15 protein-coding genes are annotated in these 15,524 nt (G+C 64.8%); 9 read left to right on the forward strand and 6 right to left on the reverse strand.

The window, feature by feature from the left end:
- The first annotated feature begins 17 nt into the window (after positions 1 to 17).
- Entirely contained in the window at positions 18 to 764 is a 747-nt protein-coding gene (locus tag JJC00_RS15160; RefSeq protein WP_200473338.1) for an SDR family NAD(P)-dependent oxidoreductase, read from the forward strand.
- A gap of 47 nt (positions 765 to 811) precedes the next feature.
- A complete protein-coding gene (locus JJC00_RS15165) occupies positions 812 to 1,555 on the forward strand; it encodes an SDR family NAD(P)-dependent oxidoreductase (RefSeq protein WP_200473339.1) in 744 nt (247 codons plus the stop codon).
- A 52-nt stretch (positions 1,556 to 1,607) separates the two neighbouring features.
- Here JJC00_RS15165 and JJC00_RS15170 read toward each other — a convergent pair whose 3' ends face one another.
- The gene (locus JJC00_RS15170; protein ID WP_200473340.1) at positions 1,608 to 2,414 is read right to left on the reverse strand and encodes a Crp/Fnr family transcriptional regulator; all 807 of its coding nucleotides are present in this window, start codon (positions 2,412 to 2,414) and stop codon (positions 1,608 to 1,610) included.
- Between the two features lie 258 nt (positions 2,415 to 2,672).
- Positions 2,673 to 3,752: a SecDF P1 head subdomain-containing protein gene (locus JJC00_RS15175; RefSeq protein WP_200473341.1), complete on the reverse strand. Its 1,080-nt coding sequence runs from the start codon at positions 3,750 to 3,752 to the stop codon at positions 2,673 to 2,675.
- 250 nt (positions 3,753 to 4,002) lie between these two features.
- Here JJC00_RS15175 and JJC00_RS15180 point away from each other — a divergent pair, with 250 nt between their 5' ends.
- On the forward strand, positions 4,003 to 5,910 hold the full coding sequence (locus tag JJC00_RS15180) for an acyl-CoA synthetase (RefSeq protein ID WP_200473342.1): 1,908 nt from the start codon (positions 4,003 to 4,005) through the stop codon (positions 5,908 to 5,910).
- Positions 5,911 to 5,983: 73 nt separating this feature from the next.
- Here the strand turns inward: JJC00_RS15180 and JJC00_RS15185 are convergent, their stop codons facing one another.
- Positions 5,984 to 7,156: a M20 aminoacylase family protein gene (locus tag JJC00_RS15185; protein WP_200473343.1), complete on the reverse strand. Its 1,173-nt coding sequence runs from the start codon at positions 7,154 to 7,156 to the stop codon at positions 5,984 to 5,986.
- Between the two features lie 560 nt (positions 7,157 to 7,716).
- Here JJC00_RS15185 and JJC00_RS15190 point away from each other — a divergent pair.
- Positions 7,717 to 8,304 carry a TetR family transcriptional regulator gene (locus tag JJC00_RS15190; protein WP_200473344.1) on the forward strand — a complete coding sequence of 196 codons (588 nt, stop codon included), beginning with the start codon at positions 7,717 to 7,719 and terminating at the stop codon, positions 8,302 to 8,304.
- Between the two features lie 14 nt (positions 8,305 to 8,318).
- Here JJC00_RS15190 and JJC00_RS15195 read toward each other — a convergent pair whose 3' ends face one another.
- From JJC00_RS15195 to JJC00_RS15205, 3 genes are all read right to left on the reverse strand, one after another.
- Positions 8,319 to 8,624, reverse strand: a complete 306-nt coding sequence (locus JJC00_RS15195; RefSeq protein WP_200473345.1) for a hypothetical protein — start codon at positions 8,622 to 8,624, stop codon at positions 8,319 to 8,321.
- Between the two features lie 110 nt (positions 8,625 to 8,734).
- Positions 8,735 to 9,385, reverse strand: coding sequence for a response regulator (locus JJC00_RS15200; protein ID WP_200473346.1), 651 nt, complete (start codon positions 9,383 to 9,385; stop codon positions 8,735 to 8,737).
- 7 nt (positions 9,386 to 9,392) lie between these two features.
- A complete protein-coding gene (locus JJC00_RS15205) occupies positions 9,393 to 10,763 on the reverse strand; it encodes a sensor histidine kinase (RefSeq protein ID WP_200473347.1) in 1,371 nt (456 codons plus the stop codon).
- A 197-nt stretch (positions 10,764 to 10,960) separates the two neighbouring features.
- Between JJC00_RS15205 and JJC00_RS15210 the strand changes: the two genes are divergently transcribed.
- The 5 genes from JJC00_RS15210 to JJC00_RS15230 all read left to right on the forward strand — a co-directional run bounded on the left by JJC00_RS15210 (position 10,961) and on the right by JJC00_RS15230 (position 15,301).
- Positions 10,961 to 11,731: a MotA/TolQ/ExbB proton channel family protein gene (locus JJC00_RS15210; RefSeq protein WP_200473348.1), complete on the forward strand. Its 771-nt coding sequence runs from the start codon at positions 10,961 to 10,963 to the stop codon at positions 11,729 to 11,731.
- Positions 11,728 to 12,399 carry a hypothetical protein gene (locus tag JJC00_RS15215; protein ID WP_200473349.1) on the forward strand — a complete coding sequence of 224 codons (672 nt, stop codon included), beginning with the start codon at positions 11,728 to 11,730 and terminating at the stop codon, positions 12,397 to 12,399. The genes JJC00_RS15210 and JJC00_RS15215 overlap by 4 nt, the downstream gene beginning before the upstream one ends.
- Entirely contained in the window at positions 12,392 to 12,997 is a 606-nt protein-coding gene (locus JJC00_RS15220) for a hypothetical protein (RefSeq protein ID WP_200473350.1), read from the forward strand. Before JJC00_RS15215 ends, JJC00_RS15220 begins: the two co-directional genes overlap by 8 nt.
- Before the next feature lie 117 nt (positions 12,998 to 13,114).
- Positions 13,115 to 13,855, forward strand: a complete 741-nt coding sequence (locus tag JJC00_RS15225; RefSeq protein ID WP_200473351.1) for a metallophosphoesterase family protein — start codon at positions 13,115 to 13,117, stop codon at positions 13,853 to 13,855.
- Between the two features lie 6 nt (positions 13,856 to 13,861).
- Complete coding sequence (locus JJC00_RS15230) at positions 13,862 to 15,301, forward strand: serine/threonine protein kinase (protein ID WP_200473352.1); 1,440 nt, start codon at positions 13,862 to 13,864, stop codon at positions 15,299 to 15,301.
- The last annotated feature ends 223 nt before the right edge of the window (positions 15,302 to 15,524 follow it).

Genomic DNA, 15,524 nt, shown 5'->3' on the forward strand with positions numbered 1-15,524 from the left:
CGCGAAGGAGAGTGACCATGGCCGATCTCAAGGGAAAGACTGCGCTCGTTACCGGTGCCTCACGCGGCATCGGCCGCGCCTCGGCGCTGGCGCTGGCTGAGCGCGGCTCGCAGATGCTGGTGCATTACGGGCAAAGCGCCAAGGAGGCGGAGGCTGTCGTCGCCGAAATCCGCAAAGCCGGCGGCCGTGCCGATGCCATCGGGGCTGATCTGAGCGCGCTGGAGGGGCCGCACCAGCTGGCCGCGCAGGTGAAGAACATCGTCGGCGACCGGCTCGACATTCTTGTGGCCAATGCCGGCGTCGGCAAGGCGGCTGCAATCGAAGAGACGACGGTTGCCGATTTCGACCGGCTGTTTGCCGTCAATGTCCGCGCGCCGTTCTTCCTGGTGCAGCAATTGCTGCCGATCCTGCATGAGGGCAGCAGTGTCGTGCTGGTCTCCTCGCTCGCGGCCCATGCGGTGGTCGGGACGCTGCCGGCCTATGCCGCCACCAAGGGCGCGATCGATACGCTGGTGAAGCACTTTGCTGCAGCGCTCGGCGCGCGCGGCGTGCGCGTCAACGCGGTGGCGCCCGGCGTGGTGGCGACGGAGATGTCGTCTTTCGCCAAGACCGATGCGGGGCGCGACTACACGCTCGCCATGCAGACGCTGAAGCGGATCGCCGAGCCCGACGACATCGCCGGCGCCGTCGCCTTCCTCGCCTCTCCCGACGCGCGCTGGATCACTGGCGACACCATCCACGTCGACGGCGGCTCAAAACTCTGAGCCGGCCGCCGCCGTCCTTTCCCCCACCCCCATCAAGGAACTCTACCATGTCAAAGAAGCTCGAAGGCAAAACGGCACTCGTCACCGGCGGCTCACGCGGCATAGGCGCCGCCATCGCCAAGCGGCTCGCCGCCGATGGCGCCAAAGTCGCCATCACGTACAGCAAGGGTGCGGACGCTGCTGCCGCCGTTGTCAAGGCGATCGATGGCGCGGGCGGCAGGGCGGTCGCGATCCAGGCGGATGCGACCGATCCCAAGGCCGTGCAGGCCGCGGTCGACAAGACCGTCAGCGCGCTCGGCAAGCTTGATGTGCTCGTGAACAATGCGGGCACGGCGATCCCCAAGACGTTCGGGGAGACCACGCTGGAGGAGCTGGACCAGGTGATCAACCTCAACATCCGCGGCGTGTTCATTGCGACGCAGGCCGCACTGAAGCAGATGAACGACAACGGCCGGATCATCTCGATCGGCTCCTGCGTCGGCGAGCGCATGATGACGCCCGGGCTGGTACCTTACTCGGCGACCAAAGCTGCCATCCGGATGTTCACGCAGGGGCTGTCGCGTGAGGTCGGCGACCGCGGCATCACCGTCAACAACGTGCAGCCGGGGCCGATCGACACTGATCTGAACCCTGCCTCCGGCGACTGGGCGACCCCGCAGAAGGCGGCGACCGCGCTCAACCGCTACGGCAAGGTGGAGGAGGTGGCCGCACTTGTCGCCTTCGTCGCCAGCCCCGAGGCGTCCTACATCACGGGCGCGAACCTCACGGTCGACGGCGGCACCAACGCCTGATCGCGGGAATAACTGGAAGCCGGGCGGCCGAAGCACAGCCGGTCGCCCGTGCTCACGCGATGCTGTTCGTGGTCGCCGATCGCGCTGCGGTGAGCTGATTCTGCAAGCGATCGATGTTTTGCAGCAGCCGCTGGCTGGTCAGCACCAGGAAATAATAGCCGAACTGCGGGTCCTGGAAGTAGATCTCGAGCAGGCGGTCATAGGTGATCGTCAGCACATGGCCGTCTTCGATGCATTCGATCGTTCCGGTGCGCCGGTTGTCGGGCGTGAGGAAGCCGAGCTCTCCCATCAGCGCGCCGGGTTGAATCTCGACGTTGATCTCCTTGACCAGGAACTTGCCGGTGACGGTAAGGAGCATCTCCTTGGCCGGGTCGCCCAGCTTGAACAGCGTATCGCCGCTGCGATATTTGCGCTCGGTCATGAACGGCTTGAGCCATTCGATCGACATGTCGCCTTCGGCCGCATGGCGCGCCTTCTTGACCAGCTTGAGCATCTGCCGCAGGCGCAAGGCGTTGATCGGAAGCAGCAGCAGATACAGCAGGAACGTCGAGACATTGGCCGAGAGCGCGCCGAAGATGGCGAAGAAGCCGCAACCGATCATGTTGGCGACGCGGAGCGGCACCATCGTCCGCATCAGCAGGGTGGCGACGAAGAAGCCGGCGCCGATCGCGGCGAACATGTTGGCCAGCGTGATGTTGTGGACGAAGATCTCCAGCAGCCGGCTGAAGATCGCGTCGTAGGTGACGTTGTTGGGATCGAGGCCCATCTGGACCAGAATCTTCGCGATCCTGAGGTTATCCGTCGCCGCATCCAGAATGCGGTCGAGGATCGAGGAAATGTCTGCACTGCCGGACGGCATGGTACTATCCCTGCGTAAGGCTTTCAGTCCTGCTCGGTATTCGTATAGCCGAAATCGAATGACGACCGCTTGAATGAAGCCTTCGGCCGCCATGCCGCAAGAGGCAAATTTTAGCCTGATCGGGCGTTTCGGCAATTGCCCGTTGGTTGCGCGTATGGCTGCGGCGCGCCCGTGATTCGGGGTCGCCGGGGTGCCGACCTGGACGTCGGGGACGGGACGTAGGCGCCCCGGCGAGGCGGACACGGGGCTACCTCCGCCTCAGGGCTTGGCGGTAGGCTGGATCACCTGCTGTTCGATCAAGTTGAGATGCCCTGGCAAGGACCCGGCACGCAGCAACATGGCGACGCTGTTGGCCTCCTCGAGCGTGAAATTCCCCGAGATCTGGCCCGAGCCGCCGGTGATGGGCTCGCGGATCACGGGGGCGGAGATCACCTTGTCGTCGAGCACGATGGCGAAGGGCTTGCCGACGTTCTCTTCGGTGACGTGGGCGAAGCGCCGCGTGCCGTGTCCGTTGAAGTGGAACATGGCGACCGGGACCTTGGTGCCGGCCGCAAAGCCGGGGGCCGCATAGCTGATATCCTCGCCATCGAGCGCGCTCTCCTTGGTGACCAGATAGGGCTTCTTGTCCTTGAAGCCGAGCAGGACTTCCGAGCCTTCGGGTGGCGTGCCGGATTGCGCCTGCTCCGGTGGTATCGAAAGATCCACCGGGCGGAAGCTGACCTTGACCTTCCGGGCGAAGATCGCGGTGATGCGCTCGGGGTCGGTCACGCCAGGCAGGAAGATGCGGATGCGGTCGGTCCCGTCGGGGACGACGCTGACAAGTGTGATGCCGGAATCCTTAAGGCGCTGCTCGATCATGGCGATGGAATCTTCGACGAGTTCATTTAGCCGTGCCGCGGCTGCGGCATTGGTCGGCGCGAGCCTGACCGCTCCGTCGCCACCGTCGGTCACGGCGAGCGCATGCGATGGCAATCCGTCCGCGGCTGAGGCGAGCTTGCGCGCGAGCTGGTCGCGGCCTTTGGCGTCCGCGATCGTTACATCGACGCCGCCGTCGCGGATCGCAAGATTGGAAAAGGCGATATGCCCGTCGTGCAAATTCTTGTAGACGTCGTCGCGCAGATCCGTGACGACGCTCTCGCGCAGGCCAGAGCTGTCCACCTCGTAGATGATGCGTGACCCGCCCAGCTTTTCCATCTTGTCGCCGACGAAGGCCACGATCTTGGCGCGCATCTTGTCGAACTGGTCGTCGGCGAGTGCGGCGCGTGGCAGGGCGATCACAGCTGCCATGGCTAGTGCGACGATCAGCCGTGTGGCGCGGTCCCGCGGGAGCGTGGTCATGATCACCTCAGGTCTTGCGGCAGGACGCTGGCAGGCGAATCCGACCCCATGTTCTTGGTCCCCGGATCGGGCGCGGAGGTTCAAAGCCCGCGCACCCGAGCGCTACGACCGTAGCCGTTAAGCCATGGACGAACGCCAAATCATCCATCATTCTGTCCGCGCTCGACCGGCCACCGGTCGAGGTCTCGCCGAACCAGAATGTCGAAAAGACAGGCGGCAAGGGAATGCATCTGAGGGAGGACGGAATTCCATGGCGGGCATACACGCGCTCGATCGGCTCATCGGCAACGACTATCCGGAGCTCTTGACGGACGAGGAGGTCCGGGCCTTCGAGCAGGTCCCTTACGCGGACCGTGTCGCGGCCGAGAGCACCTATGATGCCATCAAGCTCGGGGCTGCGCGTAACCCCGACGGGGCGGCGATCCAGTTTCTGCAAAATGCCGATCCGGCGGATACGCCGCTCGTGGTCACCTACCGCGACTTCATCGCGCGCGTGACTCAGGCGGCCAACATGTTTCACGCGCTGGGCGCGGAAAAGGGCGACGTCGTCTCCTTTATGTTGCCGCTGTTGCCCGATGCTTTCGTGACGCTGTTCGGTGCGGAGGCCGCCGGCATCGCCAATCCCGTCAACCCGCTACTCGAGCCGCACCAGATCGCGGAAATCCTGGAAGCGGCGAACACGAAGATCCTGGTGGCGCTCGGGCCGATGCCGGGCATAGATATCTGGCAAAAGGTTGAGCAGATCCGCCCGCAGCTGAAACACCTCAAGGCGATCGTGCAGGTGGCCGGCGGCGGCGATCCCGCCAACGGAATCTTTGCGTTCAACGACCTGATCAAGCAGCAGCCGTCCGACCGGCTTGTTGGCGGGCGCAAGATTTTGGGCAGCGACATCGCCGCCTATTTCCACACCGGCGGCACCACCGGCACGCCGAAGCTGGTGCGGCACACCCACACCAACCAAGTCTATCAGGCCTGGGCGCTCAATCTGCTGCTGAAAGCGAAGCCCGGCGCCAACATGCTGTTCGGCATGCCGCTGTTTCATGTCGGCGGATCGCTGACGCAGGTGCTGCTGACGCTGTCCGCAGGCGGATCGCTGGTCGTGCTGTCGCCGAGCGGCTGGCGCAATCCGAATGCGGTAAAGAACATCTGGGGCCTGGTCGAGCGCTTCAAGCCCGAGGCGCTGTCGAGCGTACCGACGGTGCTCGCCGCGACGCTCGCGGTGCCGCCCGGCAATGCCGACATCTCCAGCCTGAAATACGCAGCCGGCGGCGGCTCGGCGATTCCGGTCGCGGTCGGCTCGGCGATCCAGGAAAAACTCAAGCTGCCGGTGGTCGAGGTCTACGGCATGACCGAGACCTCGAGCGTGCACACGCTCGCTTATCCGTCACGGCCGATCCGACTCGGCTCGGTCGGTCTGCCCATGCCTTACGCGCGTGTTCGTATTGTGCAACTCGATGCCGATGGGCGCCTCATCCGCGACTGCAAGCCGGACGAGATCGGCGTCGTCATCATGGCCGGGCCCGGCGTGTTCGGCGGCTATCTCAACGACGCCCACAACAGGGGCGCCTTCGTCGATGAGGTCTGGGTCAATTCCGGCGATCTTGGCCGGCTCGATGCCGACGGCTATCTCTGGATCACCGGCCGCGCCAAGGACCTCGTGATCCGCGGCGGTCACAACATCGATCCGGCACCGATCGAAGAGATCATGTTCCACCATCCCGCCGTCGGATTTGCCGCGGTGGTCGGCCAGCCCGACGCTTATGCCGGCGAGCTGCCGGTGGGCTATGTGCAGTTGAAGCCCGGCGCGTCGGTCGAGCCCGGCGAGCTCGAGACGTGGGTGCGCGAGCGCACGCCGGAGCGCGCCGCCGTTCCGGTGCAGGTCATTCCGATCGACCCGATGCCAGTGACCGGCGTCGGCAAGGTGTTCAAGCCGCAACTGCGCTGGGATGCGGCGCAACGCGTGTTCACCAAGGTGCTGACGCCGCTCGTCGCGCGCGGCATCGATTGCAAGGTCAAGGTCGGCCCCCATGGCAGCCACGGCTCGATCGCAACCGTCACGCTTGCAGGCTTGTCTCCGGACCAGCGCGAAATCGTTGCCGGCGAGGTGCACACGCTGCTCGCGCCGTTCGTGATGCGGCACGAGGTGGTGCAGGCGTAAAGCAACTCGCGATGGTTTCCGCTTAGCCGGACGTGTTGGGTTAAGCCTTCGGCCAACCCACCGAATGAAGCTCCTACCCCACCGGCATAGCCGTCTCGATCAGGCGCACCCAGAACGAGGCGCCATGGCCGAGGATGTTGTCGTTGAAGACATAGGCCGGGTGGTGGCACGCCGGGCTGTCGCCCATGCCGACCAGCACCATCGCGCCGGGGCGCGCCTCCAGCATGAATGAGAAATCCTCCGCACCCATCATCGGGATGATTTTGTCGTTGACGCGCTCGGCGCCGACGATGTCGCGGGCCACGTCGGCGGCGACGCCGGCTTCGCGCGCATGATTGAAGGTCACCGGATACATCCGCGTGTATTTCGTTTCCGCCGAGCCGCCATAGGCGCAGGCGATGCTGTCGGCGACCTCGCCGATGCGGCGCTCGACGAGATCGCGCACATCAGGATCGAGCGTGCGCACGGTGCCGCTGAGCTCGGCGGTCTCGGGGATGATGTTGAAGGCGGTGCCGGCGTGGAATTGCGTAACCGAGATCACCGCAGATTTCAGCGGATCGACGTTGCGCGCTACGATCGATTGCAGCGCATTGACGATCTGTGCGCCGATCAGGACGCTGTCGATCGCCTGGTGCGGTGTGGCACCGGCATGGCCGCCCTTGCCGTGCACGGTGATGCGGATGTTGTCGGAAGAGGCGAGCAGCGGACCCGGCGTGGTCGCGAAATGGCCTTCGGCGAGGCCCGGCATGTTGTGCATGCCGTAGACCTGGTCGATGCTCCAACGTGTCATCAGGCCGTCCTCGACCATGGCCTTGCCACCGCCGCCGCCTTCCTCGGCGGGCTGGAAGATCACGACCGCGGTGCCGTCGAAATTGCGCGTCTCGACGAGGTACTTTGCGGCACCCAGCAGCATTGCGGTGTGGCCGTCATGGCCGCAGGCGTGCATCTTGCCCGGGATCTTCGAGGCGTAGGGCACATTGGCGGTTTCCACGATCGGCAGCGCGTCCATGTCGGCGCGCAGGCCGATTGTCCGGCCGGAGGCCGACTTGCGGCCGCGGATCACGCCGACCACGCCGGTGCGGCCGATACCCGTCACCACCTCGTCGCAGCCGAACTCGCGAAGCTTGTCGGCGACGATGCCGGCAGTGCGATGGACTTCGTAGAGCAGCTCCGGGTTCTCGTGGAAGTCATGGCGCCAGGCGGCCATTTCGTCGGAAAGGGCGGCGATACGGTTGACGATGGGCATGGGGTTGGGTCCGTTTCTTGTTCGTAGGGCGAGTCAGCGTAGCGTAGCCTGCCGCGATATCGGGGTGAAAGGCGGATCACACCGCGCTATCCGCTTGGGGGAGGCATAGGTCCCCTGAGAAATTAACTGTCAATCACGGATCATTGAATGACAGATATTGAAATCTGTCAGCGAGACGTGTATATCCGTTCCCGGGCGCTCCGATTGGGCGTCCCGTGGTTGTCCCTCCCGGGGGCCTGAGGTCCGAAACGAATGCGGATCGAGGGGCGTAGTTTGGGGATGGGGACTGCGGATGAATGGAGACTTACGACAATGACGACCGAAATCATCAATCTCACCGGGACGATTGGGCATTGGCTCAATTTACTGGTGGCGCGCCAGATCGCGGCGCAGGCTGCAAAACTGCCTCATTAAGAGTTGAGCATGATCTTGTTGGAAAACCGCTACACACTTTTCCGGATCATGCTCTAGGCGAGAGCTTTCCGAACCGACCGGTATGGGCGCTTCGGTAAGCATCCATCGCCGGATAACTGGGCCCTGAATGGGAACATGGTGCTGGCATGAACGAAGCCGTTGTCTTGACGCCGGAGCGGATCCTCGAAGTCACCGAGGACGTTTTGCGGCGCTACGGACTCGCCAAGGCCACCGTGGTCGACGTTGCCCGTGCGCTCGATGTGAGCCACGGCAGCGTCTATCGCCATTTCCCGAGCAAAGCTTCGCTGCGCGAGGCCGTCGCCAAACGCTGGCTCGACCGCATCGACGCTCCGCTGCTGGCCATCGCCGAGGAGCAGGGCCCTGCGCCCGCGCGGCTCGACCGCTGGCTGCGCACGCTGTTCGCGGCGAAGCGCTCGCGCGTGCTCGACGACCCCGAAATGTTCGAGACCTATCTGACGCTGGCACGCGAGGCCTGTGCGGCGGTCAAGTGTCACAAGGACACCATGATCGACCAGATCGCCGCGATCCTTGCCGACGGCGTGAAGCAAGGCGTGTTCGCTGTAGACGACGTCAAGACGACTGCACGCGCGCTGTTCGATGCGACCTGCCGCTTCCACCATCCGGCTCATGCCGACGAGTGGAAGGATGCCGAGCTGCCGGCGCGCGTCGATGCGACGCTCGCGTTGCTGCTGCGCGGGTTGAAAGCGGCCTGATCGCTCCGCCTGACTTACCCCCTTGCCTTGTGGAGAACTTCGCCCTCGCGCACCGGGGACGAGGCGTCTATCTGCCTGCGCCGGTGAAATCCGCCGTTGGATGTCGGCACGACCGGCGGGCTCTGCGGGTAGGTGTTGATTGCGATTTCGACGGCGTCCTTTGACCGCTTGCGAAGGTGGTAGAATGTCAGCTCCTGATCGAGCATAGGGCAACGGAAGTGGACGACGGCTGTGTCCGGCAGGCGGCAAAGTTCGTCGATGAGTTCGCCTACGGTGATGATCGGGGGATGGTCGACTGCCTTATGATGGGCCTTACTCATGGCGTTGTACTCCTCCACTTGGCTACTAACCGAAGCCGGATGGTGTCCGTTCCATTTCGCTCAGCAGATTGAAGAATCGTACGTTCGGCTGGATTCCGGCAGCCTCGCTGCTATATCTTGGTCAGCCCACAACTCGCTGCCAGCCGCACGAGCTGCGCATCCGTGCGCGCGCCGGTCTTGGTCTTGATCAGATAGTGATAGTTCTGGACTGTCTTCACACTGAGATTGAGATGCGTTGCGATCTGTTCGGTCGTGGCGCCGCCGGCGAACTGGCGCAAAATCTCGATCTCGCGCTCGCCCAATTGATCCAGCGCTGAGCCTGTCGACAGGCTGTCCTCGGCCAGCACATGCGCGATGTCGTCGCTCATGGCGCGCTCGCCGCGCGCGACGCTGCGGATGGCATTGACGACGGCGGAAGGCGCGCTGCTCTTGGTGACGAAGCCGGAAGCGCCGGCACTGAAGGCGGCTTTCACCAGCACGGCCTCGTTGTGCATGGTGAAGACGAGGATCCGCGCCCGCGGATTGCGCGCGCGGATATTGCGGATCGCCTCGAGGCCGCTGGCGCCGGGCATCGAGATGTCCATCACGATGACGTCGGGATCGTGTGTCTTGAAGGCGCCGTAGGCGTCCGCGGCGTTGTCGGCTTCCGCCACGACGTGGAGATCGCCCTGGCTCTCCAGCACGCGCCGGTAGCCTTGCCGCACGATCGGGTGGTCGTCGACCAGCAGCACCGAGATACCTGTTGCTGCGACCTCGTTCATGCCGGCCTCATGCGGCGAGCGGTATTGTTGCAGCGACGCTGAGGCCGCGGGTTGCGGGTAGGATCGTGAGCGAGCCGCCGGCGGCCGCCAGGCGCTCGCGGATGCCGGTGAGGCCGAAGCCGGTCGAGCGCGCCACGCGTGCCGCATCGCCGCCGCCGTCGTCCTCGACGCGGATCAGAAGCGCATCGTCGTCGCCCGCGCACCGCTCGACGTGCAACGAAATCTCGCGGGCCGCACCGTGGCGCAGCGCATTGGTCAGGCATTCCTGGGCGACGCGATAGGCGGTCGTGGCGGCTGGACCGCTGATGTCGGTGAGGTCGCCCTTGAGATCGAGCTGGATCGTCGGCTGTGTCGCGCTCTGCGAGCGCCAGCTGTCGACGAGGTTGACGAGGCTGGCTTCCAGCCCGAATTCCTCGGGCAGGGGATTGCGCAGGCGCTTCAGCGCGTCGCGCAGCGAGGCCATCAGATGGTGCGTGGCCTGCGAGATCATGCGCGCGTCCTGCGCGATGCCATGGTCCTTGCACTGCTGCGCGCTCGCCATCTCGATCGTGTTGGCGAACGCGAGGATGGCCGAGAGATTTTGCCCGAACTCGTCATGCAGCTCGCGCGCGAGCGCGCGCCGCTCGTCGTCGCGAATCTCGATCAGGCGACGCGTCAGCGCCGCGCGCTGTTCGGTGGCCTCTTCCAGTCGGCTCCCAAGCGCATCGACGGCGTCGCCGATCATGGCAAGCTCCATCGAGCGGAAGCGCGGCAGTCTTGTACGATATTGGCCGCGCGCCATTCGTTGCAGGGCAAGCACAATGGTCCGCGCCGGTGCCAGCGTGTGCGCGATCGCGAGCGAGGCGAGCAGCGCGATCGCGGCCGCCATCAGCAGCGCGACGTCGATCACGTTGAGAATGTACTCCCAGGCGAGCGAGATTGCGGCCGCTTCATCCGGGGTCGCTACCACCGTTCCGGCCGCCGCGGCGCGGGGGCTGACGGGCCGCACCACCTCGGCGTGGCTGCCGAGGAAGGTCGGTACGATGGCCGCGAACCAGTGCGGCGGCGCCCTGCCGATCCCCTGGCTCTGGCCGCAGAGCGGCTTTTCGAATGCAGTCGCCGGCTGGAACTCGACGCACACACCGGGCGAGATCAGCTTCATCGTCTCCAGCGTCCGCCACTCCGGAACCGGCATGAGATGGTCGCGCATTCTGCTGCTGCGCAGCAAGAGTTCGTGCCAGTACAGTCCCTGAAGCGCCTGCGCGACCCGCTGCGCGGAGGCCGCAGTCGCCCGGTCGACGCTGCGGTAGGCATCGAACGTGGCCCACACGGTCGCTGCGCCCAGGCACAGCGCAACGATGACAAGCAGACGGGCGACGAGCTGAAGCACCAGGCGCATGCGATCACCCCAAAGTTTGGTAAGCTCAGCCTAACAACGCAGCCTGGCCTTGCCAATTGCGAGGTTTGGGCCGGATTGCAGCTCGGGCAAATTTCCCAAGCCGGATTGGGCATGGCTCTTTGGACCGGGCGCGGCGACTTTGATCTAATCGAGTGGAATCGTTGCAGGCCAATCCCTGCAGGTCAGGAGCAATGCGCATGAGTTCGATGACGATTGGACCGATTGCGAACACCGCGACCGACCCATCCGAGCGCAGCGCGCTCCTGTTCTGGATGATCTTCACGGGGCTATCGATCTTTGCCGTCGTGCTGCTGTGGCGGTTCGGCCTGATCCATCTGATGCTGACCTCGGATCGGACCTATATTTCGAGTGTGATCGCGGTGCTCTATATCCTGACCTGCGGTCACTGCTTCCTGCGCACACGGGCGATCGCCCGTGAGGGGGCGGCTGCACGGCGTTGCCGCGCGGTGCTGGCGGCGCCCGACGGCAGCAGGGTGCTCGATGCGAGCGCACCCGCGCTGCCGCGCGGGCTGGTGCGCGATCATATCGAGAGCCTTGTGACGAAGGCCGCGGCGCAGGGCTACCGGCCGGTCGACCAGACGCTCTTGCTGCGGACACTGGCCGACCGCCTGCGCGGCTCCAACGGGTTCGGTGCCTTCGTCTCCGATACGCTGATGAAGCTCGGGCTGCTCGGCACCATCATCGGCTTTATCATCATGCTGGCGCCGATTGCGGGGCTGGATGCCGCCGACAAGGTCGCGATGAGGTCCTCGATGGGGCTGATGAGCGACGGCATGGCGGTTGCGATGTACACGACGCTGGCGGGTCTCGTCGGTTCCATCCTGGTCCGCATCCAGTACTACATGCTCGATTCCGCGACCCAGCGGGTGTTCTCCGATGCCGTGGTCCTGACCGAGACCTATGTGACGCCGGTGCTGGAGCGCAAAGGCGCTGGAACGCCGTCATGATGGATGATTTCGGTCTCTATCCGCGCGAGGAGCCGTTCGATCCCTTGGGCGTGATGCTGTTCAAGGCGCTCCAGGTGGTCGCCTTCCTGTTCTTCCTCGCGCTGCTCGCGGTCTCTCCCGACGCCAAGGAAGGCAAGATCGACTCCAAGGCCGAGTTCATGATCACGCTGGACTGGCCCGACAACCATCCTGACGATCTCGACCTGTTCGTGCAGGATCCCGCCGGCAACATCGCCTGGTATCGCCATCGCGAGGCCGGTTTCCTCACGCTCGATCGCGACGATCGCGGAGGCGCCAACGACTTCATCATGGTCAACGGCAAGAAGATCGCTTCACCCATCCGCGAGGAGATCGTGACGGTGCGCGGCATCGTCGCCGGCGAATACACCGTCAACGTCTCGCATTTCGTCGCCACGACCGGCGAGCCCGTGACGGCCAATGTGAAGGTGCAGAAACTCAATCCGACTGCGCAGGTGGTCTTCGACAACAAATTCACGCTCAACCATACTGGCGACGAGAAGACCGCGGTGCGGTTCCGGCTCGATACCGAAGGCAAGGTGGTCAATGTGGACCAGCGGCCGAAATCGCTGCTGGAAACCTTCCGCAGCACCTGGCGCAACGGCGCTGACGTCGATCCGAAGACCGGTGTGAGGATCCGTCGTGATTAATCTGCAGGCGGTCATCCTCACTTTGTCGGTCGCCTATGCCGTGATCGGCGCGCTGCTGCTGGTCGTGCTGGTCTATGCACGGCTGCACTGGTCGCTGAAGGCGGTCGCGGTGGTGGTGACCAGCGCCTTCTATGTCGTCAGCTTCACGGAAATGCGCGGGCTGCTCGGCTGGGCCAGCAGCGACAGGCTGCCCACCGCGTTCAAGCTGCTCAAGGCGCGGATCGTCGAGCCGCATTCGCTGGAGGGCGATCCCGGCTCGATCTATCTGTGGGTCGAGGAACTCGACGAGGATCACCGTCCGAGCGGCATCCCGCGCGCCTTCCGCGTCCCCTACAACGACACTCTGGCCGACAAGACCCATGCAGCCGAGAACGAGATCGCGGCGGGCCACCCGCAAGGCGGACGCGCGGCGGACTTCGGCGGCGGCGAGGGCAGCCTGATCGACATGGTCCGGGAATATGTGACGCCCAAGGTCATCCTCGAGACCAGCGGCGGCGATTCCTCGACCGGGGAGTTCAATGCCCCGCCGGCCGGCGCGCAAGCAGCGGTCTTCACGCCGCTGCCGCCTCCCCGGATGCCGCCCAAGGACGAGCAATAGCCTCTTCACCATTGCGCCAGCGTGCCGCTGGTAAACCGCCCCGCGCTGGCGCATCTTGTTGACCTCCCTCAAATTGGCTTTATCGGCATCGATTAAGAATTTGAGGGTGGAGGGTGCGTGCTTCTCGCTGTCTTCTCGGATATCCACGGTAACCGGCAGGCGTTCGAGGCATGCCTGAAGGCGGCCCGCGCGAAAGGCGCGGAGCGGTTCGTCATGCTCGGCGATTTCGTCGGCTATGGTGCCGATCCGGAATGGGTCGTGGATACCGCGATGGAGCTGGTTGCCCAGGGCGCCGTCGCCGTCCGTGGCAATCACGATCAGGCGGTGAGCTCCTCGTTGGAGACCATGAACAATGAGGCCCAGATTGCGATCGAATGGACGCGCGGACGGCTCGACGCCGCACAGCGCCGGTTTCTTGCCGAGCTGCCGATGCTCGTCGAGGACGGCGACCGTCTGTTCGTGCACTCGGAAGCCTCTCATCCCCAGCGCTGGCACTACATTCGCTCGACGGCGGATGCTGCCAAGAGCCTGATATCGACCCCCGCCCACGTGACCTTCTGCGGCCACATTCACCGTCCCGCGCTCTATTCGATGTCGGTAACGGCGAAGATGACAGGCCTCGTGCCCAAGACCGATGTGTCCGTGCCACTCCTGCGCGGGCGGCAATGGCTGGCCGTGCTCGGCGCGGTCGGCCAGCCGCGTGACGGTGATCCATCGGCGGCTTTCGTGCTGTTCGACACGATCTCATGCCAGATCACGTATTGCCGCGCGGCCTATGACGTCGCGAGCGCGGCGAACCGGATTCGCGAGAACGGCCTGCCGCATCGACTCGCCGACCGGCTGTCGGAGGGGCGCTAGAGACCGATGCCGAAACCCCTGGTCAAACCCGGCGCCGTGATCGACGGCTACACCATCGGCGAATGCGTGCATGCCGGCGGCATGGCGACGCTCTGGACCGTCACCCATGCCGGCATTGACGCGCCGCTGCTGATGAAGATTCCGAGAGCGTCCGAGGGTGAGGACCCGGCGGCGATCGTCTCCTTCGAGATGGAGATGATGATCCTGCCCCGGCTGACAGGACCCCATGTGCCCCACTGCTTCGGTACCGGCGATTTCGCGCATCAGGCCTACGCCGTGATCGAGCGCATTTCGGGGACAACCCTCTACAAGCGGCTGCCCGACCTGCCGCTGCCTTACGACGAAGTTCGGCTGATCGTCGCGAAGATCGCGACCGCGCTCGCCGATTTGCACCGGCAGAACGTGATCCATCACGACATCAAGCCGAGCAGCATCATGTTCCGTGAGAGCGGTGATGCGGTGCTGATCGATTACGGCCTCTCGCACCACGATCATCTGCCAGATCTGTTGCAGGCGGAGTTTCGCCTGCCTTACGGCACCGCACCCTATATGGCGCCGGAACGGCTGCTTGGGGTCCGCGACGATCCGCGAAGCGATTTGTTTTCGCTCGGCGTGCTGCTGTATTTTTTCACCACCGGCGAACGTCCCTTCGGCGAGGGCGAGACGTTGCGCGCGATGCGGCGAAGGCTGTGGCGCGATCCGTATCCGCCGCGTGCGCTCCGCAGCGACTATCCGCCCTGGCTCCAGGAGGTGGTGCTGCGGTGCATCGAGATCGAGCCGGACTGGCGTTATCCGACCGCGGCCCAGCTCGCCTTTGATCTGACCCATCCAGACCAGGTCAAGCTCACTGCGCGCGCGGAGCGGATGAAGCGCGATCCCCTCAGCGTCGCCTGGCGGCGCCGTTTCAACCCCGACGTCAAGCCACAGGGCGCGAGATCGGATCTTGCGACGCAAATCGCGCAGAGCCCGATCGTCACGGTCGCGCTCGACACGGCGGAAGGTGCGCCGGAACTGAACGAGTCGCTGCGGGTCACCACGGAACGCATCCTGGCGACGCTGCCGTCAGCGCGGCTCGCCTGCGTCAATGTGTTGAAGCTTAATCGCATCGCTATCGACAAGACGCTGGACGAGCAGGGCTCCAACAAGCACATCGACCGCCTCGTCGCGCTCCGGCATTGGGCGACGCCGTTGAAGCTGGACGAGAGCCGGCTGTCGGTTCATGTGCTGGAGGCCGTCGATCCCGCGGCTGCGTTGTTGGAGTTCGCCGAGGTCAACCAGGTCGACCATGTCATCATCGGCGCGCGGCAGGGCTCGTTCAGGCGCACGCTGCTCGGCAGCGTGTCGGCCAAGGTGGCTGCGGAGGCGGCCTGCACCGTCACTGTGGTGCGGCCGCCGCGGATGGCTGCGGATGCGGGAGAAGCCGACGCGGGCGAGGCGGCGGGATAAGCCGCGCGCGGGCGGCGTCGGGAAAGCGATCACGCCGCGTGGGCGGTGTGGACCGAGCGCCTGCGGCGGATCCGCCAGGTGAAGTGTGGACCAGCCTCGCCGTGATCCGCGCTGCCGCCGAAGTGCTGAATGATCTCGCGGCAGGGTTCGCAGTTGAAGAGGTTACGCGACGCTGACGCTTTGGTCATCTCCTTCAGGCAGTTCGGGCAATGCGGTTTCATAA

Origin of the sequence: Bradyrhizobium diazoefficiens (assembly GCF_016616885.1) — a bacterium.
Lineage (GTDB): Bacteria > Pseudomonadota > Alphaproteobacteria > Rhizobiales > Xanthobacteraceae > Bradyrhizobium > Bradyrhizobium diazoefficiens_F.

Bases quoted from the DNA above. Each gene is read 5' to 3' on its own strand.
- JJC00_RS15160 (WP_200473338.1), top strand. From the start codon at position 18: ATGGCCGATCTCAAGGGAAAGACTGCGCTCGTTACCGGTGCCTCACGC.
- JJC00_RS15165 (WP_200473339.1), top strand. From the start codon at position 812: ATGTCAAAGAAGCTCGAAGGCAAAACGGCACTCGTCACCGGCGGCTCA.
- JJC00_RS15170 (WP_200473340.1), bottom strand. From the start codon at position 2,414: ATGCCGTCCGGCAGTGCAGACATTTCCTCGATCCTCGACCGCATTCTG.
- JJC00_RS15175 (WP_200473341.1), bottom strand. From the start codon at position 3,752: ATGACCACGCTCCCGCGGGACCGCGCCACACGGCTGATCGTCGCACTA.
- JJC00_RS15180 (WP_200473342.1), top strand. From the start codon at position 4,003: ATGGCGGGCATACACGCGCTCGATCGGCTCATCGGCAACGACTATCCG.
- JJC00_RS15185 (WP_200473343.1), bottom strand. From the start codon at position 7,156: ATGCCCATCGTCAACCGTATCGCCGCCCTTTCCGACGAAATGGCCGCC.
- JJC00_RS15190 (WP_200473344.1), top strand. From the start codon at position 7,717: ATGAACGAAGCCGTTGTCTTGACGCCGGAGCGGATCCTCGAAGTCACC.
- JJC00_RS15195 (WP_200473345.1), bottom strand. From the start codon at position 8,624: ATGAGTAAGGCCCATCATAAGGCAGTCGACCATCCCCCGATCATCACC.
- JJC00_RS15200 (WP_200473346.1), bottom strand. From the start codon at position 9,385: ATGAACGAGGTCGCAGCAACAGGTATCTCGGTGCTGCTGGTCGACGAC.
- JJC00_RS15205 (WP_200473347.1), bottom strand. From the start codon at position 10,763: ATGCGCCTGGTGCTTCAGCTCGTCGCCCGTCTGCTTGTCATCGTTGCG.
- JJC00_RS15210 (WP_200473348.1), top strand. From the start codon at position 10,961: ATGAGTTCGATGACGATTGGACCGATTGCGAACACCGCGACCGACCCA.
- JJC00_RS15215 (WP_200473349.1), top strand. From the start codon at position 11,728: ATGATGGATGATTTCGGTCTCTATCCGCGCGAGGAGCCGTTCGATCCC.
- JJC00_RS15230 (WP_200473352.1), top strand. From the start codon at position 13,862: ATGCCGAAACCCCTGGTCAAACCCGGCGCCGTGATCGACGGCTACACC.